This window comes from Corynebacterium marambiense, assembly GCF_016342275.1.
Taxonomy (GTDB): Bacteria; Actinomycetota; Actinomycetes; order Mycobacteriales; family Mycobacteriaceae; genus Corynebacterium; species Corynebacterium marambiense.
The window spans coordinates 189,919-209,481 of record NZ_JAEIOT010000005.1 but is presented as its reverse complement, the minus strand read 5'-3'; the positions used below and the strand labels follow the sequence as shown (position 1 = coordinate 209,481).

At 60.9% G+C, this 19,563-nt stretch carries 17 protein-coding genes; 4 read left to right on the top strand and 13 right to left on the bottom strand.

Annotated elements, in window-relative coordinates; translation table 11 throughout:
• Window positions 1–447: 447 nt before the first annotated feature.
• From JDV76_RS03650 to glyA, 4 genes are all read right to left on the bottom strand, one after another.
• Window positions 448–3,525, bottom strand: a complete 3,078-nt coding sequence (locus JDV76_RS03650; RefSeq protein WP_198735797.1) for a type I restriction endonuclease subunit R — start codon at window positions 3,523–3,525, stop codon at window positions 448–450.
• Window positions 3,526–3,545: 20 nt separating this feature from the next.
• Window positions 3,546–4,748: a restriction endonuclease subunit S gene (locus tag JDV76_RS03645; RefSeq protein WP_198735528.1), complete on the bottom strand. Its 1,203-nt coding sequence runs from the start codon at window positions 4,746–4,748 to the stop codon at window positions 3,546–3,548.
• Window positions 4,745–6,679, bottom strand: a complete 1,935-nt coding sequence (locus tag JDV76_RS03640) for a type I restriction-modification system subunit M (RefSeq protein ID WP_198735527.1) — start codon at window positions 6,677–6,679, stop codon at window positions 4,745–4,747. The genes JDV76_RS03645 and JDV76_RS03640 overlap by 4 nt, the downstream gene beginning before the upstream one ends.
• Window positions 6,680–7,228: 549 nt before the next feature.
• Window positions 7,229–8,539 (bottom strand): serine hydroxymethyltransferase, encoded by a 1,311-nt coding sequence (gene glyA, locus JDV76_RS03635; protein WP_198735526.1) that lies wholly within the window; start codon window positions 8,537–8,539, stop codon window positions 7,229–7,231.
• Window positions 8,540–8,714: 175 nt separating this feature from the next.
• Here glyA and coaA point away from each other — a divergent pair, with 175 nt between their 5' ends.
• The gene (coaA, locus tag JDV76_RS03630) at window positions 8,715–9,641 is read left to right on the top strand and encodes a type I pantothenate kinase (RefSeq protein ID WP_198735525.1); all 927 of its coding nucleotides are present in this window, start codon (window positions 8,715–8,717) and stop codon (window positions 9,639–9,641) included.
• Between the two features lie 27 nt (window positions 9,642–9,668).
• Here coaA and JDV76_RS03625 read toward each other — a convergent pair whose 3' ends face one another.
• The 4 genes from JDV76_RS03625 to mca form a co-directional block, all read right to left on the bottom strand.
• A complete protein-coding gene (locus JDV76_RS03625; RefSeq protein WP_198735524.1) occupies window positions 9,669–10,205 on the bottom strand; it encodes a flavodoxin domain-containing protein in 537 nt (178 codons plus the stop codon).
• A 24-nt stretch (window positions 10,206–10,229) separates the two neighbouring features.
• Window positions 10,230–11,000 (bottom strand): isoprenyl transferase, encoded by a 771-nt coding sequence (locus JDV76_RS03620; protein WP_198735523.1) that lies wholly within the window; start codon window positions 10,998–11,000, stop codon window positions 10,230–10,232.
• A gap of 95 nt (window positions 11,001–11,095) precedes the next feature.
• Window positions 11,096–11,377, bottom strand: coding sequence for a hypothetical protein (locus JDV76_RS03615; protein ID WP_198735522.1), 282 nt, complete (start codon window positions 11,375–11,377; stop codon window positions 11,096–11,098).
• A complete protein-coding gene (mca, locus tag JDV76_RS03610; protein ID WP_198735521.1) occupies window positions 11,378–12,253 on the bottom strand; it encodes a mycothiol conjugate amidase Mca in 876 nt (291 codons plus the stop codon).
• Between the two features lie 214 nt (window positions 12,254–12,467).
• Between mca and JDV76_RS03605 the strand changes: the two genes are divergently transcribed.
• The 3 genes from JDV76_RS03605 (at window position 12,468) to JDV76_RS03595 (ending at window position 14,353) form a co-directional block, all read left to right on the top strand.
• Entirely contained in the window at window positions 12,468–12,926 is a 459-nt protein-coding gene (locus JDV76_RS03605) for a DUF4307 domain-containing protein (protein WP_198735520.1), read from the top strand.
• A 320-nt stretch (window positions 12,927–13,246) separates the two neighbouring features.
• Window positions 13,247–13,774, top strand: a complete 528-nt coding sequence (gene greA, locus JDV76_RS03600) for a transcription elongation factor GreA (RefSeq protein ID WP_198735519.1) — start codon at window positions 13,247–13,249, stop codon at window positions 13,772–13,774.
• Window positions 13,775–13,807: 33 nt separating this feature from the next.
• Window positions 13,808–14,353, top strand: coding sequence for a hypothetical protein (locus JDV76_RS03595; protein ID WP_198735518.1), 546 nt, complete (start codon window positions 13,808–13,810; stop codon window positions 14,351–14,353).
• 226 nt (window positions 14,354–14,579) lie between these two features.
• Here the strand turns inward: JDV76_RS03595 and JDV76_RS03590 are convergent, their stop codons facing one another.
• The 5 genes from JDV76_RS03590 to JDV76_RS03570 all read right to left on the bottom strand — a co-directional run bounded on the left by JDV76_RS03590 (window position 14,580) and on the right by JDV76_RS03570 (window position 19,502).
• Window positions 14,580–15,410, bottom strand: coding sequence for a Bax inhibitor-1/YccA family protein (locus JDV76_RS03590; protein WP_198735517.1), 831 nt, complete (start codon window positions 15,408–15,410; stop codon window positions 14,580–14,582).
• 171 nt (window positions 15,411–15,581) lie between these two features.
• On the bottom strand, window positions 15,582–16,754 hold the full coding sequence (locus JDV76_RS03585) for a helix-turn-helix domain-containing protein (RefSeq protein ID WP_198735516.1): 1,173 nt from the start codon (window positions 16,752–16,754) through the stop codon (window positions 15,582–15,584).
• Between the two features lie 385 nt (window positions 16,755–17,139).
• Window positions 17,140–17,349 (bottom strand): hypothetical protein, encoded by a 210-nt coding sequence (locus JDV76_RS03580; RefSeq protein ID WP_198735515.1) that lies wholly within the window; start codon window positions 17,347–17,349, stop codon window positions 17,140–17,142.
• A gap of 295 nt (window positions 17,350–17,644) precedes the next feature.
• Entirely contained in the window at window positions 17,645–18,784 is a 1,140-nt protein-coding gene (locus tag JDV76_RS03575; RefSeq protein ID WP_198735514.1) for a tyrosine-type recombinase/integrase, read from the bottom strand.
• Window positions 18,765–19,502 carry a helix-turn-helix domain-containing protein gene (locus JDV76_RS03570; protein ID WP_198735513.1) on the bottom strand — a complete coding sequence of 246 codons (738 nt, stop codon included), beginning with the start codon at window positions 19,500–19,502 and terminating at the stop codon, window positions 18,765–18,767. Before JDV76_RS03570 ends, JDV76_RS03575 begins: the two co-directional genes overlap by 20 nt.
• Between the last annotated feature and the right edge of the window lie 61 nt (window positions 19,503–19,563).

Sequence of the window (19,563 nt, the reverse complement as noted above, 5' to 3'; positions counted from 1 at the left end):
TCGCTCACGGGCGGATCGGCCATCCGGCCGATGAAGTGACTGTGTTGCTGAACGATCGACTGTCCAATCCGGTGAGTTCGCCAGAGCCAATCGGCGGTGGCACCTCGTGGTGACGAGGAAGTGTGGTCCGGCGGCACTCGATAGCCGACCGACGAAGCTTAAAACCAGCCGGAATTACCATGCTCTAGCTTTTCCGGAACACGGGATGACGTTTGTTCATACCCTTGCAGACTGCTTTGCCTCCATTCGTAGCGGCCCGGTTCTCCGGCCGTCCCCTCCCCCTGAGCGATCGAATGCGATCCAGTCTATGTAGGTATCAGTGCGTCATTTCGCCATCATCTTGGAAATAGTCCGACTACTGCATTCCCATCACATCGTGACCGTTGCCACTAGCAGCACAAGGGCGTCCCATGCCAGTGGTCTGGCACGGGACGCCCGTCGTGATGACTACTGAGATTCCTGCTCATCCTTGGCTGCCACGATCATGTGCGCCAGCACCTCGAGGAACTTGTCGAGGTTGTCCGGGTCAGCCGTGATGGCCTCGAAGACCTCCTGAGACTCCCGGGCTGCCTGGACGATGGCACCGAAGCCCTTGTTTTTGAAGGCGTCTGTACCGGCAATCTGGGAAGGGTCGTTCTCCCTGGCAAGTGCCTGCACGGTCTTGTCCTCCACAAGGATGCCGTAGCTCGCACGAATCGCCGATCCTGCCGCTTCTGACGAGCCTTCGAGACCTAGAGCCGCCATGAGCTGATTGACCTGATCCACCGCCTCGTCAAAAGCAGCCTGAACCGGTGAGTTCTCACCCACCGGGCGGCCATCAAAACCCGGTAGCTCGAGCTTACCGTCGGTATCTTCACTAGCCAGACCAAGATCAGAGGCGTCAGAAACCGGTTCCACCGCCACACCGACCAGCTCGATACCGACGGTGTAGTCATCATCGTCATCCTGGCGCTCGAGATTGAGGTTCTTCGACAGCAGGCCCGCCACAATGGCTCTCTTGTGCAGCAGGGCGTCCTGGAAGTCGACGATCTGGCTGAGGAACTCCCACGCATGGGCGTACTTGATGAGGTTAGCCCTAAAGGACTTGCCGGTCTCGTACGCTTCCTTGTCGTGCTTCATACGGGCATCGCGCATGTGTTTGTTCCACCGGTCCCGGATGGGTGACACGAGCCCTTGCAGGGTCTCGGCATCCTTGCGCGCAATGTAGGCGTCAGCGAGCGTATCAAGTTCCTCCGGGGTGTAGAACGCGGCTGCATCGAGAATGTCACCCAGATCAGCCAGAGCATTCGCCGGGATCTCATCCTCAATGTGGGCATCTCGGTAGTAGGGCGTGAAGGCCTCGAGGATGGACGAAGGCTCATTGATGAAGTCGACGACCATCGGCTTCGGCTTGTCCGGAAACACCCGATTCAACCGTGACAGGGTCTGCACGGCCTGGACACCTGAAAGCTTGCGGTCAACATACATGGCACAGAGACGCGGCTCATCGAACCCAGTCTGGAACTTGTTCGCGACGATGAGCACCTTGGCTTCGTCGTGCTCCCGGAAGTGCAGAGCAGTGTCGCGCACACCATTCATCGAGGCTTCGGTGATCTCCATGGCGTCGTCGCCTTCCCCGTAGGTCAGTGACCCGGAGAACGCCACCAGGGTGGTCATATCCTTGTATCCCCGCTTGGCGATGTACTCGTTCATCTTGTGCGACCACGTGGCAGCCGACATCCGGTCCGCCGCCACCACCATTGCCTTGGCGGTCCCGTTGAGGTGATGCATGACATTGCGACGGAAGTGCTCGACAGTCACCTCGACCTTCTGGGCAATCGAGGTCGGGTGCATGCGCACAAAGCGCACCATGTCAGATACCGCTTCACCAAAATTGACGGTGTCCTCACGGCCGAGTTCGTCGCGGATACGGGCAAACATGGCATAGGTGGAGTAGTTGGCCAAAACGTCGAGGATGAATCCCTCTTCGATGGCCTGACTCATCTGGTACGTATCGAACGCTACTCGGCGGTCAGGGTTGTTCGGGTCCTCAGCTCCGTACGCCGCCAACGTCTTCGGCTTCGGGGTGGCCGTGAGTGCGATGAAGCTCAGGTTCGGCGAGTTGGCCACCGCCTTATCCATGGCCAGCAGGACATCATCGGCAGAGATGTCCTCGCCGTCAGGAATCTCCGCATCAACGAGAATCTCACGCAACCGGGTCGCCGCTTCACCGTGCTGGGAGGAGTGCGCCTCGTCCATGATGATGCAATAGTTGCGCCCGGCCAGGGCAGGTGATTTTTCCATCATTTTCGCCAGAGCAGGGAAAGTCTGGATGGTGCAGGAAATGATGTGCCCACCCTGGGTCAGGGCCGCCTCGAGTGTCTTTGACTTGGATCCGAGTTTGTTGTCGACGTTGACGACCAGCCCCTCGGAGGCCCGCAGCAGGTCCAGGCCTTCCTTGATGTTGTCGTCGAGCACGGTGCGGTCCGTGACGACGATGACTGAATCGAACACCGGTTTACCTGAGGAATCAATGAAGCGCCCGGCCCGGTGCGCAAGCCAAGCGATGGTCTTGGTCTTACCGGAGCCAGCGGAGTGCTGGATCAGGTAGCGACCGCCAGCACCGCGCTCGGCGATGTCACCAATGACTTTCTCGGTGGCCCGCAACTGGTGGTAGCGAGGGAACACCAGCCGTCCCTTGTTGCCTTTGGAGGACGGCTCCCATAGCGCGTAGTCACGCAGAATACGCAGGAACAGCTCAGGTTCGAAGACCTCCTCCCACAGATACGCGGTGTCTGAGCCCATGGGGTTCGCAGGATTGCCCGCATGACCGTCGTTGCCCTGATTGAAGGGCAGGAAGAAGGTATCCAGACCAGCCAGCACCGTAGTCATGTAGACCTCCTGGTTGGACACCGCGAAATGCACCAGCGCGCGGCCCGGCTTGAGCAGAGGGCGGTTCTTCGTCGGCTTCCGATCAACCTTGTACTGCTTGACGGCATCGCGCACTGCCTGGGTGTTGTCAGTCTTCAACTCCAAAGTAGCCACGGGAATACCATTGACGGTCAAGACCAGATCAAGAGTGTCGGTACCAGCTACGTCGAAAGGGACCTGACGCAGTACGCGCAGCCGGTTGTGCATCGCCTGCTCGATGGCACCGGTGTAGAGCGGATTCTCGGGCGGAAAGGCCACCATCGGTCCAAAGGTGGCCTTCATCTGGCCACGCTGGGCGTGAGAAAAACCATTTCTCAGAGTACCGAGGAGACCCTGCTGGACTTTCTTCGTCCGAGCGTTGAGGATGGGTGCCTTGTCCAACACTTGCGTCAATCGGTCAAGGAGCTTTGCGACATAGACGTCACGCTGTACACCCGTCAACGATCCAGGTACCGCTTTGGCGAACTCCTCGGGGTACTGGGTTTCAATCCAGTACAGCACGTCTGGGACGTACAGTGCACGGGCCTTATCCCACCCGGCGCTGCTACCGACGTCGTGGAGCCACCCGTGGGCGGCAAGGTGGCTGACAATGGCTTCCTCGAATGCCTGCTCCATTGTGGACTGGATACCCATGACTACACCTGCTTCCGGCCGGTAACGACCTCAGTAATAAGAACGGAACGACGCTTGAGCAGAAGATCACGGAGTTTCCTGGACTCGGCGATGAGGGAGTCAATCTCGGCGGTCTCCCGATCCAGGTGGTCAGCGATGCGTTTCTGGGTTTCCAGGGATGGGAAGGGAATACGGAAACGAGATAGCTTTTCGGCGGTGAAATGAGGAATCGTCGCGGTGTCGGTTTCAATTCCGATAGATCCATCCAAAAGAGCCCTCATTAACATAAAGTTCACAAATCTAGGGTCCGCTTTATCAACTAGTACCCGGACTCTATTTATAGAGTTCTGAAATCCCCAATTGGGCAAATCCGAGTCGAGATAAGCACTCCTGCCAAACCCGGCCCCGCCTTCAACAACAACAATATCACCCGCGACTAGATTTAACCGGCGTGATTCATGTTCCGCGAAGGGCATCTTCTTTTGAGGTACAGAAAAATCCAGTCGACCCCCGGGCTGCACATGGGCTGCGCGAAGATAGTTTTGTACCACATCGTCAGTTTGCACTCTCCTATTAGACACCATCTTTCCGAGAGTTACGCTTGCAATCAATCCCACCGGACACATCTGGGACCGCGCCTCACTCAGTAAAGATTCAACAATGCAGTGTCGCCGCTTCTCTAGCAGCCCCACATACCTATCCAGATCAGCAACCGCAGCATCGATCTCGACTGTCTCCCGATCCAGGTAGTCAGCGATGCGCTGTTGAGTTTCCAAGGCTGGGATCTTAAATGGGATATTGAAAATCGTACGCCTGGAAAGTTCGACCTGATTTGTACTTCCCACACTCAATTCGACAAATCTCTGTTCTTCCGAGAAAATCACCCAAGCCAAGTAAGAAGAGCATACATATTCTCTGTCCGGCCTGACAAGAGTCACATGACTATCCCATGTTATTCTTGTCTCCAACCCCTCAACTACGCAAGAACGGCCCAAAGTTCCAGTTCCTGTGGAATTAATTAAAATATCCCCAGGTTGAATCAATAGTTCCTCAGGCAACTCTCGATTATATTCATCGTGCATCCGCACGTATTCAAGATCCAGCACTCCTTGCGAGCGAATACATTTCTGGTTGACCACTGGAATTCCGACATCCGAATATTCAGGAGAAATTCCCCTTCGAAGAAGGTCAGACACAAGACCGACTCTGCCTACAGCCTCGCTCACTCCTTTACCTCCTGAAAGCGAGCACGGATAGATTCAAGCACGGTCTCGATTTCCGCGTCGATTTCCTCCAACGAAGGAATCTCTTCCGGTTTGTAGAATAGCCTGGTCATGGGGATCTCATAGCCCACCTTGGACTCAGACATGTCCCAGACCAGGTCAGGTGCGAAGGGAAGCACCTCCCGCACCATGTGCTCATCCACATCCTCGACCAGCGGGATACGCTCGGTGATCTTGGAGGCCGGATCGATGACCTTGTTGCCTTTGCGGTCGATTGCCTCTGGGGCGTGCTCGTCTTCAATGGCGAGTGCAGTCATGATGTGGTCGATCAGACCGACACCCATCTTCAATCCGGCTGCCTTGGCTTCCTTCCGCAGGTGGGTCGGGAGGTCGTTCCACGCAAGACCAGCGCAGGTCCGAATCACAGCTTCATGTCCGGTGAGTGCCTGCTTGTGATCCATGGCGGCAGCGACAGTGTCATCGGTGACGGACACTGAATAGTGCATGATTCGGTACATGGGCACATCGACAAAACCAAGGTCATCAGGCGTTACCACCTTGGAATACTCCGGATCAGCCTCCTCGAAGGCGCTGTAGAGGCCGAGGATGAACTCGCGATCCTGGTCAGAGAATTCACGGCGTTTGTTGCCCATGCCCTTGCGCATGGGCGACCACACGCTGGTGGCGTCGATCAACTGGATCTTGCCGTTGCGCTTGGGTTCTTTGTTCTTGTCCAGAATCCACACGTAGGTGGCGATGCCGGTGTTGTAGAACATGTCCGTGGGTAGTGCGATGATCGCGTCGATGAGGTTTCCGTTGATCAGCCAGTTGCGGATCTGATCGGGCCCGGATTGTGGGCCGCCGGTAAATAGCGGTGAGCCGTTGGTGACCACACCGGCTCGGCCACCTTTTGTGGTGCCGTGTTCTTTTTCTTTGAGCTTGTGTACAACATGACTCAGGAAGAGCATCTGCCCATCAGACTTCGGGGGGAGGCCGTGACTGAAACGAGAACCATCGATCTTGGCTTCGCGTTCGACGGCGTCCTTGGAGCGTTTCCAGTCGGTGCCGTAGGGCGGATTGGAGAGCACGTAGTCGTAGAGTTCCCCCTCGTAGCGATCGTTGGCCAGGGTGTCACCGTCACGGATGGCGTCGGGAGATATACCCGAGACAATGAGATCGGATTTACCCAGCGCCAGGGATTCTGCCATCATCTCCTGGCCATAGACGGACACCTCGATGTTCGGGTTGAGTTCCTCCATGGCCCGCTTCGCCACCAGCAGCATGCCACCGGTGCCGGCTGCCGGATCGTAGACCGTGCGCGCGGGTGCCTGACCGTAGAGGCCATCATCATCGCTCGCCAGAAGGACATCGACCATCATGCGGATGGCATCACGTGGGGTATAGAATTCGCCGGCGACCTGCCCGTTCTCACTGAAGGAGCGGTACATGAGGTTCTCGAAGAGGTTGCCCATGGCATTCTCACCGAGGGCCTCATCGGAGAGGTCGATCCCAGCAAAGTGTTTGACCACACCCCACAGAACGTTGTTCTCCTCGAGCTTGGTAAGCAGCTCGGGGAACTTGAAGGCGGTCCAGACACTGCGGACATTGTCTGAGAAGGAATCGAGGTAGGTGAGCATGCCTTGCTTGACATGATCATCACTACCGCCGATGACAGCCAGTGACAGCTCCGAGGTGTTATAGAAGGACAGGCCATGGTCGGAGCGGATCAGAGCCGACCACATGTTTTCCGGGAACGTGGTGTGTTTGATCGTTTGGAGTACATCCGCTTTGGTTGGTTCCAGCAGGCACTCGATCCGGCGCAGTACGGTGAAGGGGAGAATGTAATCACCGTAGTTCTGGCGGGGCACGACACCGCGAAGGTAGGTGTCTGCTGTCTGCCAGACAGCCTGATAGAGCGAGGTGGATGAAGCCATGATGATCCTGCTTCCTGTTCTTTTAGCCTGACGGAAATAGTTACTTGGATTATTTTTCCGCATGCCCGGACAAAGTCGTGGTCAACTCGAAATTTTGTGCGGTTATCGAGAATGCTAGCGATGCTCCTGGCACTACGCAGGTCGGATTCGCTCCGATGAAATCTCCATCGCGGGCGACGAAGATTGATGGCGCGATCGCTTCGGACTAGCTCTCCCCGCACGCAGTCAGTGGTATTTTTTCTCTTGCAGTTGTCGGCAAGCACTCTGGATTATCGATCACACACCAGACCCGGATCGATGTCGCCGATTCCAAGTGACGTGGTGTGCGAGAAAACAAGCCGAGCTAAGTACTTCGGCGTAATAGCTGTAGGGCCCGAGCAGTAACTCGGGCCCTACAGCTATGTCGGTGAACCTCAATCCGACCTTGATCTAAAGGTACGCTCGGCCCCCTACCTATCTAATCGAAGCAGATGAGGAGCATCGTCCGAGGCATCGGGGGTGCACCCGATGAAAGAGGTCAGCGCTCGACCGGCCCTGGTACGGGAGCGATCAGAGCATCTTCCACTCTTCGAGGCCCTCGTACAGCGGGTAGGACTCGGCGAGCTTCGCGGTGCGGGCACGCAGCGCGTCGACGTCGGCGTTCTTTCCGTTCGCCAGGGCGGTGCCGATGATGTCGGCGACCTCGGTGAACGCGGCGTCGTCGAAGCCACGGGTGGCCAGCGCCGGGGTGCCGATGCGCAGGCCGGAGGTGACCATCGGCGGGCGCGGGTCGAAGGGCACGGCGTTGCGGTTGACGGTGATGCCGACCTGGTGCAGCAAGTCCTCGGCCTCCTGGCCGTTGAGCTCACTGTTGCGGAGGTCCGCGAGCACGAGGTGGACGTCGGTTCCACCGGTGAGGACGTCGACGCCGGCCGCGGTGCAGTCGGAGCCGGTGAGGCGCTCAGCGAGGATGCGGGCGCCGTCGAGGGTGCGCTGCTGGCGGGCGGCGAACTCCTCGGAGCCGGCGATCTTCATGGCGACGGCCTTCGCGGCGACGACGTGCATGAGCGGGCCGCCCTGCTGTCCGGGGAACACGGAGGAGTTGAGCTTCTTGGCCCACTCCTGCTTCGCCAGGATCATGCCGGAACGGGGTCCGCCCAGGGTCTTGTGGACGGTGGTGGAGACGACGTCGGCGTGCGGGACCGGTGAGGGGTGCACGCCACCGGCGACGAGACCGGCGAAGTGGGCCATGTCGACCCAGAGCTTCGCACCGACCTCATCGGCGATGGACCGGAACGCGGCGAAGTCCTGGTGCCGCGGGTAGGCGGACCAGCCGGCGATGAGGACCTGCGGCTTCTCCTTGATGGCCTGCTCGCGGACGCGGTCCATGTCGATGCGGAACGTGTCCTCCTCGACGCCGTAGGCGGCGACCTCGTAGAGCTTGCCGGAGAAGTTGAGCTTCATGCCGTGGGTGAGGTGACCACCGTGGGCCAGTGAGAGACCCATGATCTTGTCGCCGGGGTTGGCCAGGGCCATGAGGACCGCGGCGTTGGCCTGCGCGCCGGAGTGCGGCTGGACGTTAGCGAACTCGGCACCGAAGACCTCTTTGGCCCGGTCACGGGCGAGATCCTCGACGACGTCGACGTGCTCGCAGCCGCCGTAGTACCGGCGTCCGGGGTAGCCTTCCGCGTACTTGTTCGTCAGGACGGAGCCCTGCGCCTGCAGGACTCCGCGCGGGACGAAGTTCTCGGACGCGATCATCTCGAGGGTGTCCCGCTGACGTGCGAGCTCATCGCGGAGAACCTGGTCGACGGCGGGGTCGAGTTCAGCCAGCGGCAGCCATCGTGAGTCGGCGTTCGGGGTGGAGCTGGATTCGGTCATGTGTGCCCGGTTTCCCTTCGTGTCAGCACCTCCCGGGACAAGACCACGCCCCGGGATATTCAAATGCCACGCCAGTCTATCCCCCGCGGCCCGGATTGTGGACCGAGAGGTCTGTTCCCGGGTACATCCCGGCCCCCGTGTCGGGGTACGGTCCCGGGATGTGCACAATGGACCCATGGCACGCCCACGGGAGATCAGCCCGTACCTGGACTTCGACCGGACCGAATGGCGGCATCTGCGCAAGTCAATGCCGCAGGTCCTGACCGCCGACGAGGTCGTCCAGCTACGCGGCATCGGTGAGAACATCGACCTCGACGAGGTCGCCGACGTCTACCTGCCGTTATCCCGCCTCATCCATCTCCGGGTGAAGGCGCGGAAGAAGCTGATCAGCACCACCTCAACCTTCGTCGACAAGCCGGCAGAGCACGTGCCGTTCATCATCGGGGTCGCGGGCTCCGTCGCGGTCGGTAAGTCCACAACCGCACGCCTGCTGCAGGTACTGCTGCAGCGGTGGGAATCCCATCCGCGCGTGGATCTGGTGACCACGGATGGTTTCCTCTACCCCACCGCCGAACTGAAACGCCGTGGTCTGTCCTCAAGGAAGGGCTTCCCGGAGAGCTACGACCAGCGGGCACTGATGCGCTTCGTCACCGACGTGAAGGCGGGGAGCCCGGACTGTCAGGCGCCGGTGTATTCCCATGAACTCTATGACCGGGTTCCGGGCGAGACCATCGAGGTCCGGCAGCCGGACATCCTCATTCTGGAGGGACTGAACGTCCTGCAGACAGGCCCGACCCTGATGGTCAGCGATCTGTTCGATTTCTCCGTCTACGTCGACGCGCACAGCGACGACATTGAGGAGTGGTTCATCCACCGGTTCATGGCGCTGCGTGCCACGTCGTTCAGTAAACCGGGTTCCCATTTTGCGCACTTCGCCGAGCTCGACGACGAGGAGTCCCGCCAGGTTGCACGGGAGATCTGGCAGTCGGTGAACCTGCCGAACCTGGTGGAGAATATCCTGCCCACCCGCGTTCGGGCATCGCTGGTGCTGGTGAAGGGCCGAGACCATCTTGTGCAGCGGGTCAGGATGCGGAAGATCTAGCTCACCTGCAGACACCGGCCGCTCGGTTCAGGCGAGGTGCCCCCGGGCCCACTGCTCTACGGGGTCGAGCTCGGTGTCATCGACACGGTCGATGTCGCGCCCGTACTGGCGGACGATCTCCTCCTCGTTCACAGTGCGGTTGGACTTGCGACGCAGCATCTGGTTGAGCGACCACAGTGTGCCCCTGTGAATCCTGCTGAGCTTCGAATGTATAAGCCTGCCCGGCAGATAGAAGCGTGTGATGCGGTCGGCGTTGTCCCCGAGTGCCTTGGCAGCACCGTCACGCTCGCGGACCCAGGAACTCACGCTCATCCCGACGACCACCAGCGCGGTCGGGTGTCCGCCGAGGGCATTGTCCCGGAGCCACTTCGCTCCGCTGATCTGTCCCGCGTAGTTCGGGGAGAACACCACGACCGGACCTAACCCCGGGAGCTGCCCGACGGACGAAGGAGCATCCCCGAGTGCGACCGGGGTTGCCCCGAAACGCCCGGCGAAACTCCGAGCGTAGTGCTCGGTGGAACCGTAGACGGAATCGAAGATCACAGTCAGCTCGGGTGTACTCATCAGTGGGTCCTCCCAGGAAACGGGTTATTTTCCGAAGCGTCGGCTCCGGAAGGCGTAGGAGCGGAGCGCCCGCAGGAAGTCGATCCTGCGGAACGCCGGCCAGTAGGTGTCGGTGAACCAGATCTCTGAGTAGGCGGCCTGCCACAGCAGGAATCCGGAGAGCCGCTGCTCCCCCGATGTGCGAATGACCAGATCGGGGTCCGGCTGACCGGAGGTGTAGAGGTGACGGGAGATTGAATCAACCCCGATTTCGCGAACAATCTGTTCCGGGGAAAGACCGTCTTCAGCCTTCTCGGCGACGAGATCCCGGACGGCGTCGACGATCTCCTGGCGCCCGCCGTAACCGACCGCGACGTTGACGGTTACCCCAGTGTGGTCCCCGGTTTTCCGTGCCGCCGCACGCAGCCGTTCGGCGAACTCGTCCGGGAGCAGGTCGAGGTGCCCAACGAGCCGGATACGGCAGTTAGTCTCCGGGTCGGACAGCTCATCGACGACGTCGCCGATGATGTCGAACAGTAGCTGCAGCTCGTTCTCCGCCCGCCCGAGGTTCTCCGTAGATAGCAGATAGACGGTGACGAGTTCGACGCCGGTCTCATCACACCAGCGGACCATCTCACCGATCTTCTTCGCCCCGACGCGGTGACCGTGGCTGACATCGGCGAATCCCGCTTCCCTGGCCCATCTCCGGTTCCCGTCGCACATCACCGCAACATGCTTCGGTCGCCGACGTCCGCGGATCTCGCGGCGCAGCCGGTTCTCGTAGACCGGGTAGAGCAGTTGCGGTAGGAGCTTCACAGGGTCGATTCTAGTCGCGAGTGGGCCTCAGGAGGGTCACGGGGTGGAGTGTAGGGAGGAGCCCACGGCCACCTCAACAACTCCCGGATGAATCATCAGAACCAGAGGCGCTTGGGGGTCTTCAATCCCTCCTCGACCATCGCCCTGTCGATCGCCTCCTGATCGAAGGGGTCAATTCCGTGGGCCTCGGCGAACTCCCGTCGTCGAGCCATGCTGCGGACCCGGCGGCTCAGCGCCCACCCGATATAGAGGACGATCGCACCGAGGAGGACGAGGACGAATAACCCCACCGGGGAGGCCTTGCCGAACTCCGGGCCGAGCGGACCCGACCGCTCGGCCTGCGCGAGAATGACACCGGCGACACCCTGGATATCCATCTAGTTCTCCTCTGTCCCGATACCCGCGAACAGATCCGTCTCCGGCAGGGTGGCGCGCACCCTGGTTCGCGCGAGTTCAAATTCTTCCGTCGGCCACAGCTTACGCTGCACCTCGACCGGGGTGGCGAAGAATATACCCGCCGGGTCGATTTGCGTCGCATGCGCCCGGAGGGCATCGTCCCGACGGTCGAAGTAGTCCGCGCACGGGACCTGGGTGGTCACCCGCGCCATGATGTCCGCCCGGTCCTTGTTCCAGCGTTCGAGCATCGGGCCGAACGGGCTCGGCCGACCCGCGGCGACGAGCTCGTCGTGGAACAGCTTCATCCGCTGCCGGATGAAGCCGTGCGTGTAGTACAGCTTCAGGGGGGTGTACGGCTCCCCTAGCTCCGGGTGGTAGTCCCTGTCCCCCGCGGCGTCCCAGGCGATCATCGACACCTCGTGGACCTTCAGGTGATCGGGGTGCGGGTAGCCACCGTTCTCGTCGTAGGTGACGATGACCTGCGGACGGAAGTCTCGGATCACCCGGACGAGATCCTGCACCACGTGGTCGTTGTCCGCGAGCGCGAAGCATCCCTCGGGAAGGGGCGGCAGGGGATCGCCCTCGGGCAGGCCGGAATCGACGTACCCAAGCCAGGTGTGCCTGCACCCGAGTGCCTCGGCAGCGGCGGCCATCTCATCCCTGCGAATCTGGTCCATGTTCTCCAGGACTCCTGGGCGGTTCATGGCCGGGTTGAGGATCGAGCCCCGTTCACCGCCGGTACAGGTGACGACCATGGTTTCGACGCCCTCTGCGGAGTAGCGGGCGACCGTGGCCGCCCCCTTACTAGCTTCGTCATCCGGGTGCGCATGGATGGCCAGGAGGCGGTGCTGACTCACAGTGTCGTTGTCCTTCTTTCGCGGCTGGTTACGGTGCGTCGGGTAGGTTCCCGCCCGACACCGACGTTGTCCCGGGACCATCCTAGACAACCCCTGACCGCTCCGCACCGTCGACCCGAGGCACGTCTATCATGGGTTCCATGCACCCGAATGGGCTGCATCGGTCCCGGCCACCACCGGCATCGGACGAACAGACAGACAGGAAGCCGCCACCGTGGAGAAGCCGTCCCCCCGCCAACACCTCCCAGCTGACCGCTACGCGGTCACCGCTGACGGCAGCCGGGGCAATCTCTCGGGCCGTCTCATCGCGATCGGATCCGTCCTCTTCCTCATCGCCGCCGTGGTGGTCACCGTCCAGTACTTCCAGAAGACCGCGGCCGCGACGGTCAACGCGACCACATCCGGTTTCGAGCGGGCGGAGGACGACTCGACACTGCGGATGTTCGTCGACGTCACGCGAAAAAACACCGACACCGACAGTTACTGCATCGTCCAGGCCCTGGACTACGACAAGATCGAGGTCGGACGCCGGGAGTTCCTCATCCCCCCAGGAGGGAACTCCACGGAACGCTACACCGTAGAGATTCCGACCCGCGGTCTCCCCGTCGCCGGGAAGGTGTACGGCTGTCACGAGAAGGTGCCCGCGTATCTCACCGAGGCCGAACCCCGCTAAACCCGGCTCCCGGGGGCAGCTCGTGTGTTAGAATCCATCGCGAAACAGCCCTGACGACACGCGTGTGTCCGGCGTTGTTCCCAGAATCGTGAATCCCGTTCGCCGGGTGTTTGCGTTAGGCACCACAGTCACGCCCCGTGGGCCGCACCGGACGCTTCCGCGTCTTCGTTGTGCGGGCACCCGGGGCACTGTCAGCTGTCCGGGAACATCTCGTGCCGACGACACATGCACCGATGATTCCATCGGCGCGGGGACGGTCGGTTGGTGCGCACCCGCCATCATCCGATCACGACGACGAAGACTGGGAAGGCACCGACACCATGGCTGACATTCAGAAGCAGTACATCACCCCGGAAACCAAGAAGAAGCTTGAGGCTGAGCTCAACGAGCTCATCGCCCACCGGCCGGTGGTCGCTGCGGAGATCAACGAGCGCCGCGAGGAGGGTGACCTCAAGGAGAACGCCGGCTACGACGCTGCCCGCGAGATGCAGGTCGAGGAAGAGGCCCGCATCCAGCAGATCTCCCAGATCCTGGCCAACTCCACCACCGAGCGCGCAGCCGTCGAGGAAGGCGTCGCGCACGTCGGTTCCGTCGTACACGTCTACTACGACGGCGACGAGTCCCAGAAGGAGACCTTCCTGATCGGTACGCGTGCGGCCGCGAGCGACAACAAGGACCTGGAGACCTACTCGGAGCAGGCTCCACTGGGCAAGGCCGTCCTGGGTGCCCGTGAGGGCGAGACCCGCGAGTACACGGCCCCGAACGGTCGCGTCATCAGCGTCACCGTCGTCTCCGCTGAGCCGTACAACTCCGAGAAGTACGCGACCCTGCGCTCCCAGAGCCAGTAGACCAGCCCCCACAAGAAAGGCCCGGAAACGATCATGACCACCCGTACTCGCACCCTGGCGGCCGTCGCCGCAGCTACTCTGGCTCTCGCAGCGTGTTCGCCGCCCAACGAGGTTCCCACCGAGGAACGCGTCGTCACTGCCTCGGAACTGTCCACACCGGCCAGCATCGAGATGGATGAGTCCTCGGCCATGCCCACCAGTTCACGGCATGACGAATCCACGTCCGCGTCGATGTCGACCGGGTCGACCACGGCCACCACGACGAGCAGTGCCACGGATCCCGAGGCTCTTCCCGGCGTCATCAACTGTGTCGGCTCCCCAACCCAGCGTCCGAGCGTCCTGAACCTCGCGTGCTCCGGCAACGAGGACCGACTCGCCGATATCGTCTGGCTGACGTGGGACGAGGAACAGGCCACCGGCACCGCGACTCGGATCACAAACACGTGTGAGCCGACTTGCGTCGACGGCAAGGAAGAGACGACCCTAGACGTGGACGTCGTTCTGAGCCTGCCCCGCAACACTCCGCAGGGCCCGGCGTTCACCCAGATCACCGTCGACGGGGAGACCATCGCCCTGTAAGGGCGCATCCCCTCTCCCCCGACTCAACCCGGCGACCGGTTCCAGTTTTCACCCGGTCGCCGGGTTTCTTTCCGTTCGCCGGAGGATCTCCCAGGGAGCGAGATGCACGAGGCTCCGTGTCCGTGCATGCGCTCCCTCGTAGACGAAAGAGCCCCGGTAGCCGCCCGCTGGAATTGCGAGAGCTACCGGGGTTCTCAGTCTGCCGGCCGGTCCGGGCGATACCCGGTCAGCGGTTGTTGAAGTAGCTCAGCAGACGCAGGATCTCGGTGTAGAGCCAGACCAGGGTGACCGCGAGGCCGAGGGCGACACCCCAAGCCATGTTCGCGGGGGCGCCCGCACGAACGAGCTTGTCCGCGGAGTCGAAGTCGACGAGGAAGCTCATCGCAGCGAGAACGATGCAGACCAGCGAGAAGATGATCGCGATCGGACCGCCGTCACGGAGAACGTTGAAGGAGGTGAACATCGACATCATCAGATTGCCCAGAGCGAGGATGAGGACACCGACCATGCAGCCGACGAGGATGCGGGTGAACTTCGGGGTGACCTTCACGGCGCCGGACTTGTAGACGTACAGCATGCCGAGGAACACACCGACTGTGCCGAGCACGGCCTGGCCGATGAGGGCTCCAGCGTTGGCCCCACCCACGAGGACACCAGAGAACATCAGTGAGATTCCGCCGACAAACAGGCCCTCGAAGGCGGCGTAGGTGAGGGCGAGGGGTGCAGAGCCGTACTTTTTGCCGAACGTGAAGATCAGAACCGTGATGAGCCCGCCGATCGCACCGATGATGGTGAGCAGAATAGCAAGGCCTGGATTGACCATCGTTCCGATGAAGAAGTTGACCACCGCGAGTGCGACGATGATCCCCAGCATGATTCCCGTCTTGGTGACGATGTCATCCACGGTGATTGGGCGCTGCGCACTGGCTGCACCACCCTGCTGGGCGAGATACGGGTCCTGGTAGCCGGCCTGCGGGTAGCCCGTCTGGTAGGGGTTCTGCTGGGGCTGGTTCCGACTGCCCGTCAGTGAACTGAGAACAGGGTTACTACTACGCACGTCGTCCCTGGTCCTTTCTTGGGTGCTCGATGTGTCGTGAAGAGGTTTACATCCCGTATAACGCTTCCTCCGACAGTAAAGTTCCCGGATGCGTACAACGAACAGGTAAAGCCGGAGAACCGGGTACACCTGCCGGTTCCCTGGCTCTGGGACTACCGCCGCCCAGTTGTTTTATTCGGCGGCTGATCGGGCCGCGATTTCAGCAAACTGTTCATTCTGGAAATCCCGCGGGGAGATACCATGCATCCCCTTGAACGCCCGGGAGAATGCAGCTGTCGACCGGTAACCGACCGTCCGGGAGACATCCTTGGGACGCAGGCCCGCGCGCAGGAGTTTCCGCGCCTCGTCCATCTTCTGGGTGAACGTGAAGACCGATGGTGCCGAGGCTGTGTCCGCGCGGGTGACCACTCCGAGGGCGCTCCGATAACAGGCCACGACGTCTGCGAGCTCAGGGGTCACGTCCAAGTCCATGTCCGCGCTCATCGGTAGCGCGATCGACCCGGCGGCGATGTCGAGGCGAGTGTTGGTACCCGCGGGAATCGTCGCACTGTCCCCGTTTCCGAGGAAACGGCAGTAACCGGGAGTGGTCAACGTCGCGGTCCCGCGGTAGACCCACAGGACGACATCTGAGCCGGTGGACCGGTGCCAGGTGCTCGATGAGGGGATCTCGGGGGGAGTTCCCGCCGGAGCCATCCCGACGGAACCAGGCGTGTAGGCAGACGGCGTACAGCCGGTGTGCCGACGGAAGGCGCGGGTGAGCGATGAGGTGGCGGCGAAACCGACGAGATTCGCCACCACCGCGACGGAGAAGTCACGGGCGAGGAGTTCAGCCGCGGAGGAGACCCGGTAGGCAGTGCGCCACTCGGAGAACGTGAGCCCGGTGGAGGCGAGGAACTGCCGCTGCAGCGTCCGGGCAGATACCCTGTGCTGTTCGGCGAACTCCTCGAGCGAGGTCTGGTCGCCGGGGTTGACGCGGAGCCGCTGTGCCACGGCGTTCGCCTCGTCGGCCTCGGGGGCCGGTGGCGGAGCCGCGGGATCATCGAAGAGTCTCGCTATCTCCGGCGAGAGCGTCCGCGCACCGCGCAGGTAGCCCAATGAGCGGGAGAACTCGTAGACCATGAAATCGCCCCATTCCACGCCGAGATGGACGCGGCGGGACGGACCGGAAATACCCAGGTTCGGGAAGACGATCGGGATGACCAGGCCATCGCCGGACACCGTGGACGGGCCGGCGGCGAAGCAGAGTTCGCCGGCGGGGAGTTCGCACTTCCAGGTGCCGACCCTGATCGTCGCGGAACCCGAGTGGCACCACAGGAGGGCCGGGTGGGGGTATGAGACAACCATGTCGTACCTCAATCATCTTTAGGCGACGCTAACCTAAACGATAGTAACGGCAAGGCAACGCCAAGACACCACCGACTCGAACGAAAATCTTTGCCAAATGGGACTAGCGCAACCATTCGGTGAGGTCAAGACGTCCTTCTTTCGACTACCCCCAATTGTTCACCCACCCCCATTTCGGGGTGTCGTGTGAAAAATCACAGCCTGGCTGTGTAGCGACGATGCGGTATCGACACTTCGTCCAATGCAACTGAGATGCCGTCCATGCTGACCACGACGGCCTGACGTCATCCCGTCTATCTAGGGCGCACTTCCAAGTCCGTCGTCGGCCATGAAAACCAGCGCCGTCTCCCACCGAAAGACAGATCGCGTCCAGTTCCGAGGACCATCACGTCGCAAGAACTTTCCTCGATCCAGTCGGAGTATTTCCGTACCGACTGACGTGAGTGGTTCCCCTGACGACCAGGGAGGGGCGGGAAGCGGAGAATTCGCCGAACACTCCCCGCAGCAGATCACGGGCCTCACGGTCGATGGGCAGGGTCGCATCAAAGCGGCCACTGCGAAGACCATCGGTGAATGGTTCAGCGGAACCGGGCATCTCCCCAGTCTGCCGGGACGTGTCCCGGCAGACTGGGGAGACACACAAGGTGTCCGGACAACACAGCCTGAAATTCCTGTCATCTGGACACCTTCTGGATACCACGGCCGTGAGTGGCCCTCCGTCTCAAGTTTTGCACCTGCTCATGGTGCCCCCAGTGGGACTCGAACCCACACTGCGCGGGAGTGACGTAAGGGGGTTAGCGGTTCTGACATGTTCGTTTGTGTCCTGTTGTTGCAGGCCACGGCTCCGAGGAGGTTTCGGGGTTCTAACGAGTGCGGTCTTATCGTCACTATTATTTGGACACTTTTAGGACACCATCCATGACGGCCGCGACCGGGACGTTCTCTCCCCTACTGGCGATGTAGGTGGTTTCCGTGAGCCGACTGTCAGCGTGGCCGAGCACCTGCGCCGCCGCGAACGGCGATAGCTCCTCTGCGATGAGCGTCGAGACGGTTTTCCGCAGACTGTGGACGGTGATGTGCTCGAACTGGGGGCCACGCCACTTCCGGAGTAGCGCGTTGAAGTTGTTCTCCCACATGAAGGTGCCCGCACCGCTGGGGAAGACGGGTTCCAGGTGCTCTCCGAGCTGTGTACGGCGGCGCTTGAGGAGGTCAACGGCCGTCTCCGCTAGTTCTATGTGCCGTTCGGACTTCGCGGTCTTGCCGTGTGCCTGACGGTCGTTCCCGTGTGTGGAGGAGTACGCGATCGTCCCGGTGACTTCCAGCCACGGGGCCGGTTCATCGAGGTGTACGTCTTGCCAGCGGAGCCCCAGGACTTCTCCGAGGCGTAGCCCGGTGCACAAACAGAGGTCTACGACGTCGATGAGTGTTGGGTTGTTGGACTTGGCTATCTGCGCGCGGAAGAGGGGAATCTCTTCTCGTGTGAGTGCGGTGTTTTCTTTCTTGTTTCGGGAGTTGAGTTCGACGGCCTGCATGGGGTTGGACGATAGTGCGCCGTATATGACTGCGGTGCCGAATGACTTTTTGAGAACGGTTCGGACGTTTCCTTGAATGCCGGGGCTTAGTTCGTTGATCCATTGATCGAGAAACGCCGGGGTGACTTCGTTTAGTCGGAGGTTTCCGAATGCGGGGATGATGTGGTTCTCGGCTGCGGTTCGGTATCGGTCGATTGTTGCCGGCCGTATCTTCCCCGAGGCGGTTACTTTCGTGAGCCAGTTTTGGCATAGGAGTTCTACGGTGCTCATGGCGGTGATGGTGGTGGTGTTGCCCTCCCCCAGGCGCTGCTGGCACTTTTCCTTGAGGGCGTTGACGGCTGCGGTCTTGGACTTGCCGCGGGCCCGGATACGGACTGTTGTGCCGTTGTAGAGCCGTAGCCGGGTGTCTGCTTGTATCTTGCCGGTGTCGAGGGTGGTGGTTTTGATCTCGCCGTATGACCCGAGCGGCGTAGGAGGCCTACCCCTCGCCATCTTCATCTTCGTCAAAAGTCTGGAGCGGTTCTTCCTCCAAGTTGGCCCCCAGCAATTCGAGCTGATCCGTAATTTTCGAAAGCCGTTTATCAGCAGCGTCAACGACTTCTTTAAATCTCTCAAACCATTCAGGATCCGTGTTGTGGAGAAATGAAGCGGCAGAAGTGCTCTTATAGGCGGCATGCAATTCGCGGGTAAACTCCCGACAGAGCTCGATTAACCGATACTCGTCATTTTCGGGTCTTTGATAGATCGGTGGGGCCTTATATTCATACCTCATGGCCAGGGCGCCCGCATCACCAGTAGCCAAATCAAATAGCGGATCCCACCCTTCTGGAAGCCCATTAGCCTCACCGGTGAACCACCTTAGGGCGTCCCAAGCGGGAACCTCTCTATCAGGAAGTACATCTTGAAGGGTATTCGGAAGCCCAGTGTAAATCATCGCTACCGGAGGAACTTCCAAAGCCGCCGATAGGACAATTACCTCTGCGAGATCAAGCTTCCCATTACGAAGATTGTTTTCAATCTTGGAGATAGCGGCGCGAGTAATTGGATATCCGAGGGCGCGCGTTCGGTCCGCCAACTCAGACGCGGTAAGCGGTATGTCTTCTCGGCGCTTCTTCACCGCGTCCCCGAAGACGCCGGCGGACTTCAGCGCCCACGCCCTAGCCGACTCGTCCCGGGCTTGCTTCCCAGAGGTCTTGCCGTCTCCGCCCTGTTCCATAACGGGCACATTACCACGATCCGTTGCGGCAAAGCCGAGCATCGTGTACGTTCGCGTTTGG

Excerpts from the sequence above, each read along its gene's own strand:
- JDV76_RS03650 (WP_198735797.1), bottom strand. The coding sequence starts at position 3,525 with ATGGAGCAGGCATTCGAGGAAGCCATTGTCAGCCACCTTGCCGCCCAC.
- JDV76_RS03640 (WP_198735527.1), bottom strand. The coding sequence starts at position 6,679 with ATGGCTTCATCCACCTCGCTCTATCAGGCTGTCTGGCAGACAGCAGAC.
- glyA (WP_198735526.1), bottom strand. The coding sequence starts at position 8,539 with ATGACCGAATCCAGCTCCACCCCGAACGCCGACTCACGATGGCTGCCG.
- coaA (WP_198735525.1), top strand. The coding sequence starts at position 8,715 with ATGGCACGCCCACGGGAGATCAGCCCGTACCTGGACTTCGACCGGACC.
- JDV76_RS03625 (WP_198735524.1), bottom strand. The coding sequence starts at position 10,205 with ATGAGTACACCCGAGCTGACTGTGATCTTCGATTCCGTCTACGGTTCC.
- JDV76_RS03615 (WP_198735522.1), bottom strand. The coding sequence starts at position 11,377 with ATGGATATCCAGGGTGTCGCCGGTGTCATTCTCGCGCAGGCCGAGCGG.
- greA (WP_198735519.1), top strand. The coding sequence starts at position 13,247 with ATGGCTGACATTCAGAAGCAGTACATCACCCCGGAAACCAAGAAGAAG.
- JDV76_RS03595 (WP_198735518.1), top strand. The coding sequence starts at position 13,808 with ATGACCACCCGTACTCGCACCCTGGCGGCCGTCGCCGCAGCTACTCTG.
- JDV76_RS03585 (WP_198735516.1), bottom strand. The coding sequence starts at position 16,754 with ATGGTTGTCTCATACCCCCACCCGGCCCTCCTGTGGTGCCACTCGGGT.
- JDV76_RS03580 (WP_198735515.1), bottom strand. The coding sequence starts at position 17,349 with ATGCCCGGTTCCGCTGAACCATTCACCGATGGTCTTCGCAGTGGCCGC.
- JDV76_RS03575 (WP_198735514.1), bottom strand. The coding sequence starts at position 18,784 with ATGAAGATGGCGAGGGGTAGGCCTCCTACGCCGCTCGGGTCATACGGC.
- JDV76_RS03570 (WP_198735513.1), bottom strand. The coding sequence starts at position 19,502 with ATGGAACAGGGCGGAGACGGCAAGACCTCTGGGAAGCAAGCCCGGGAC.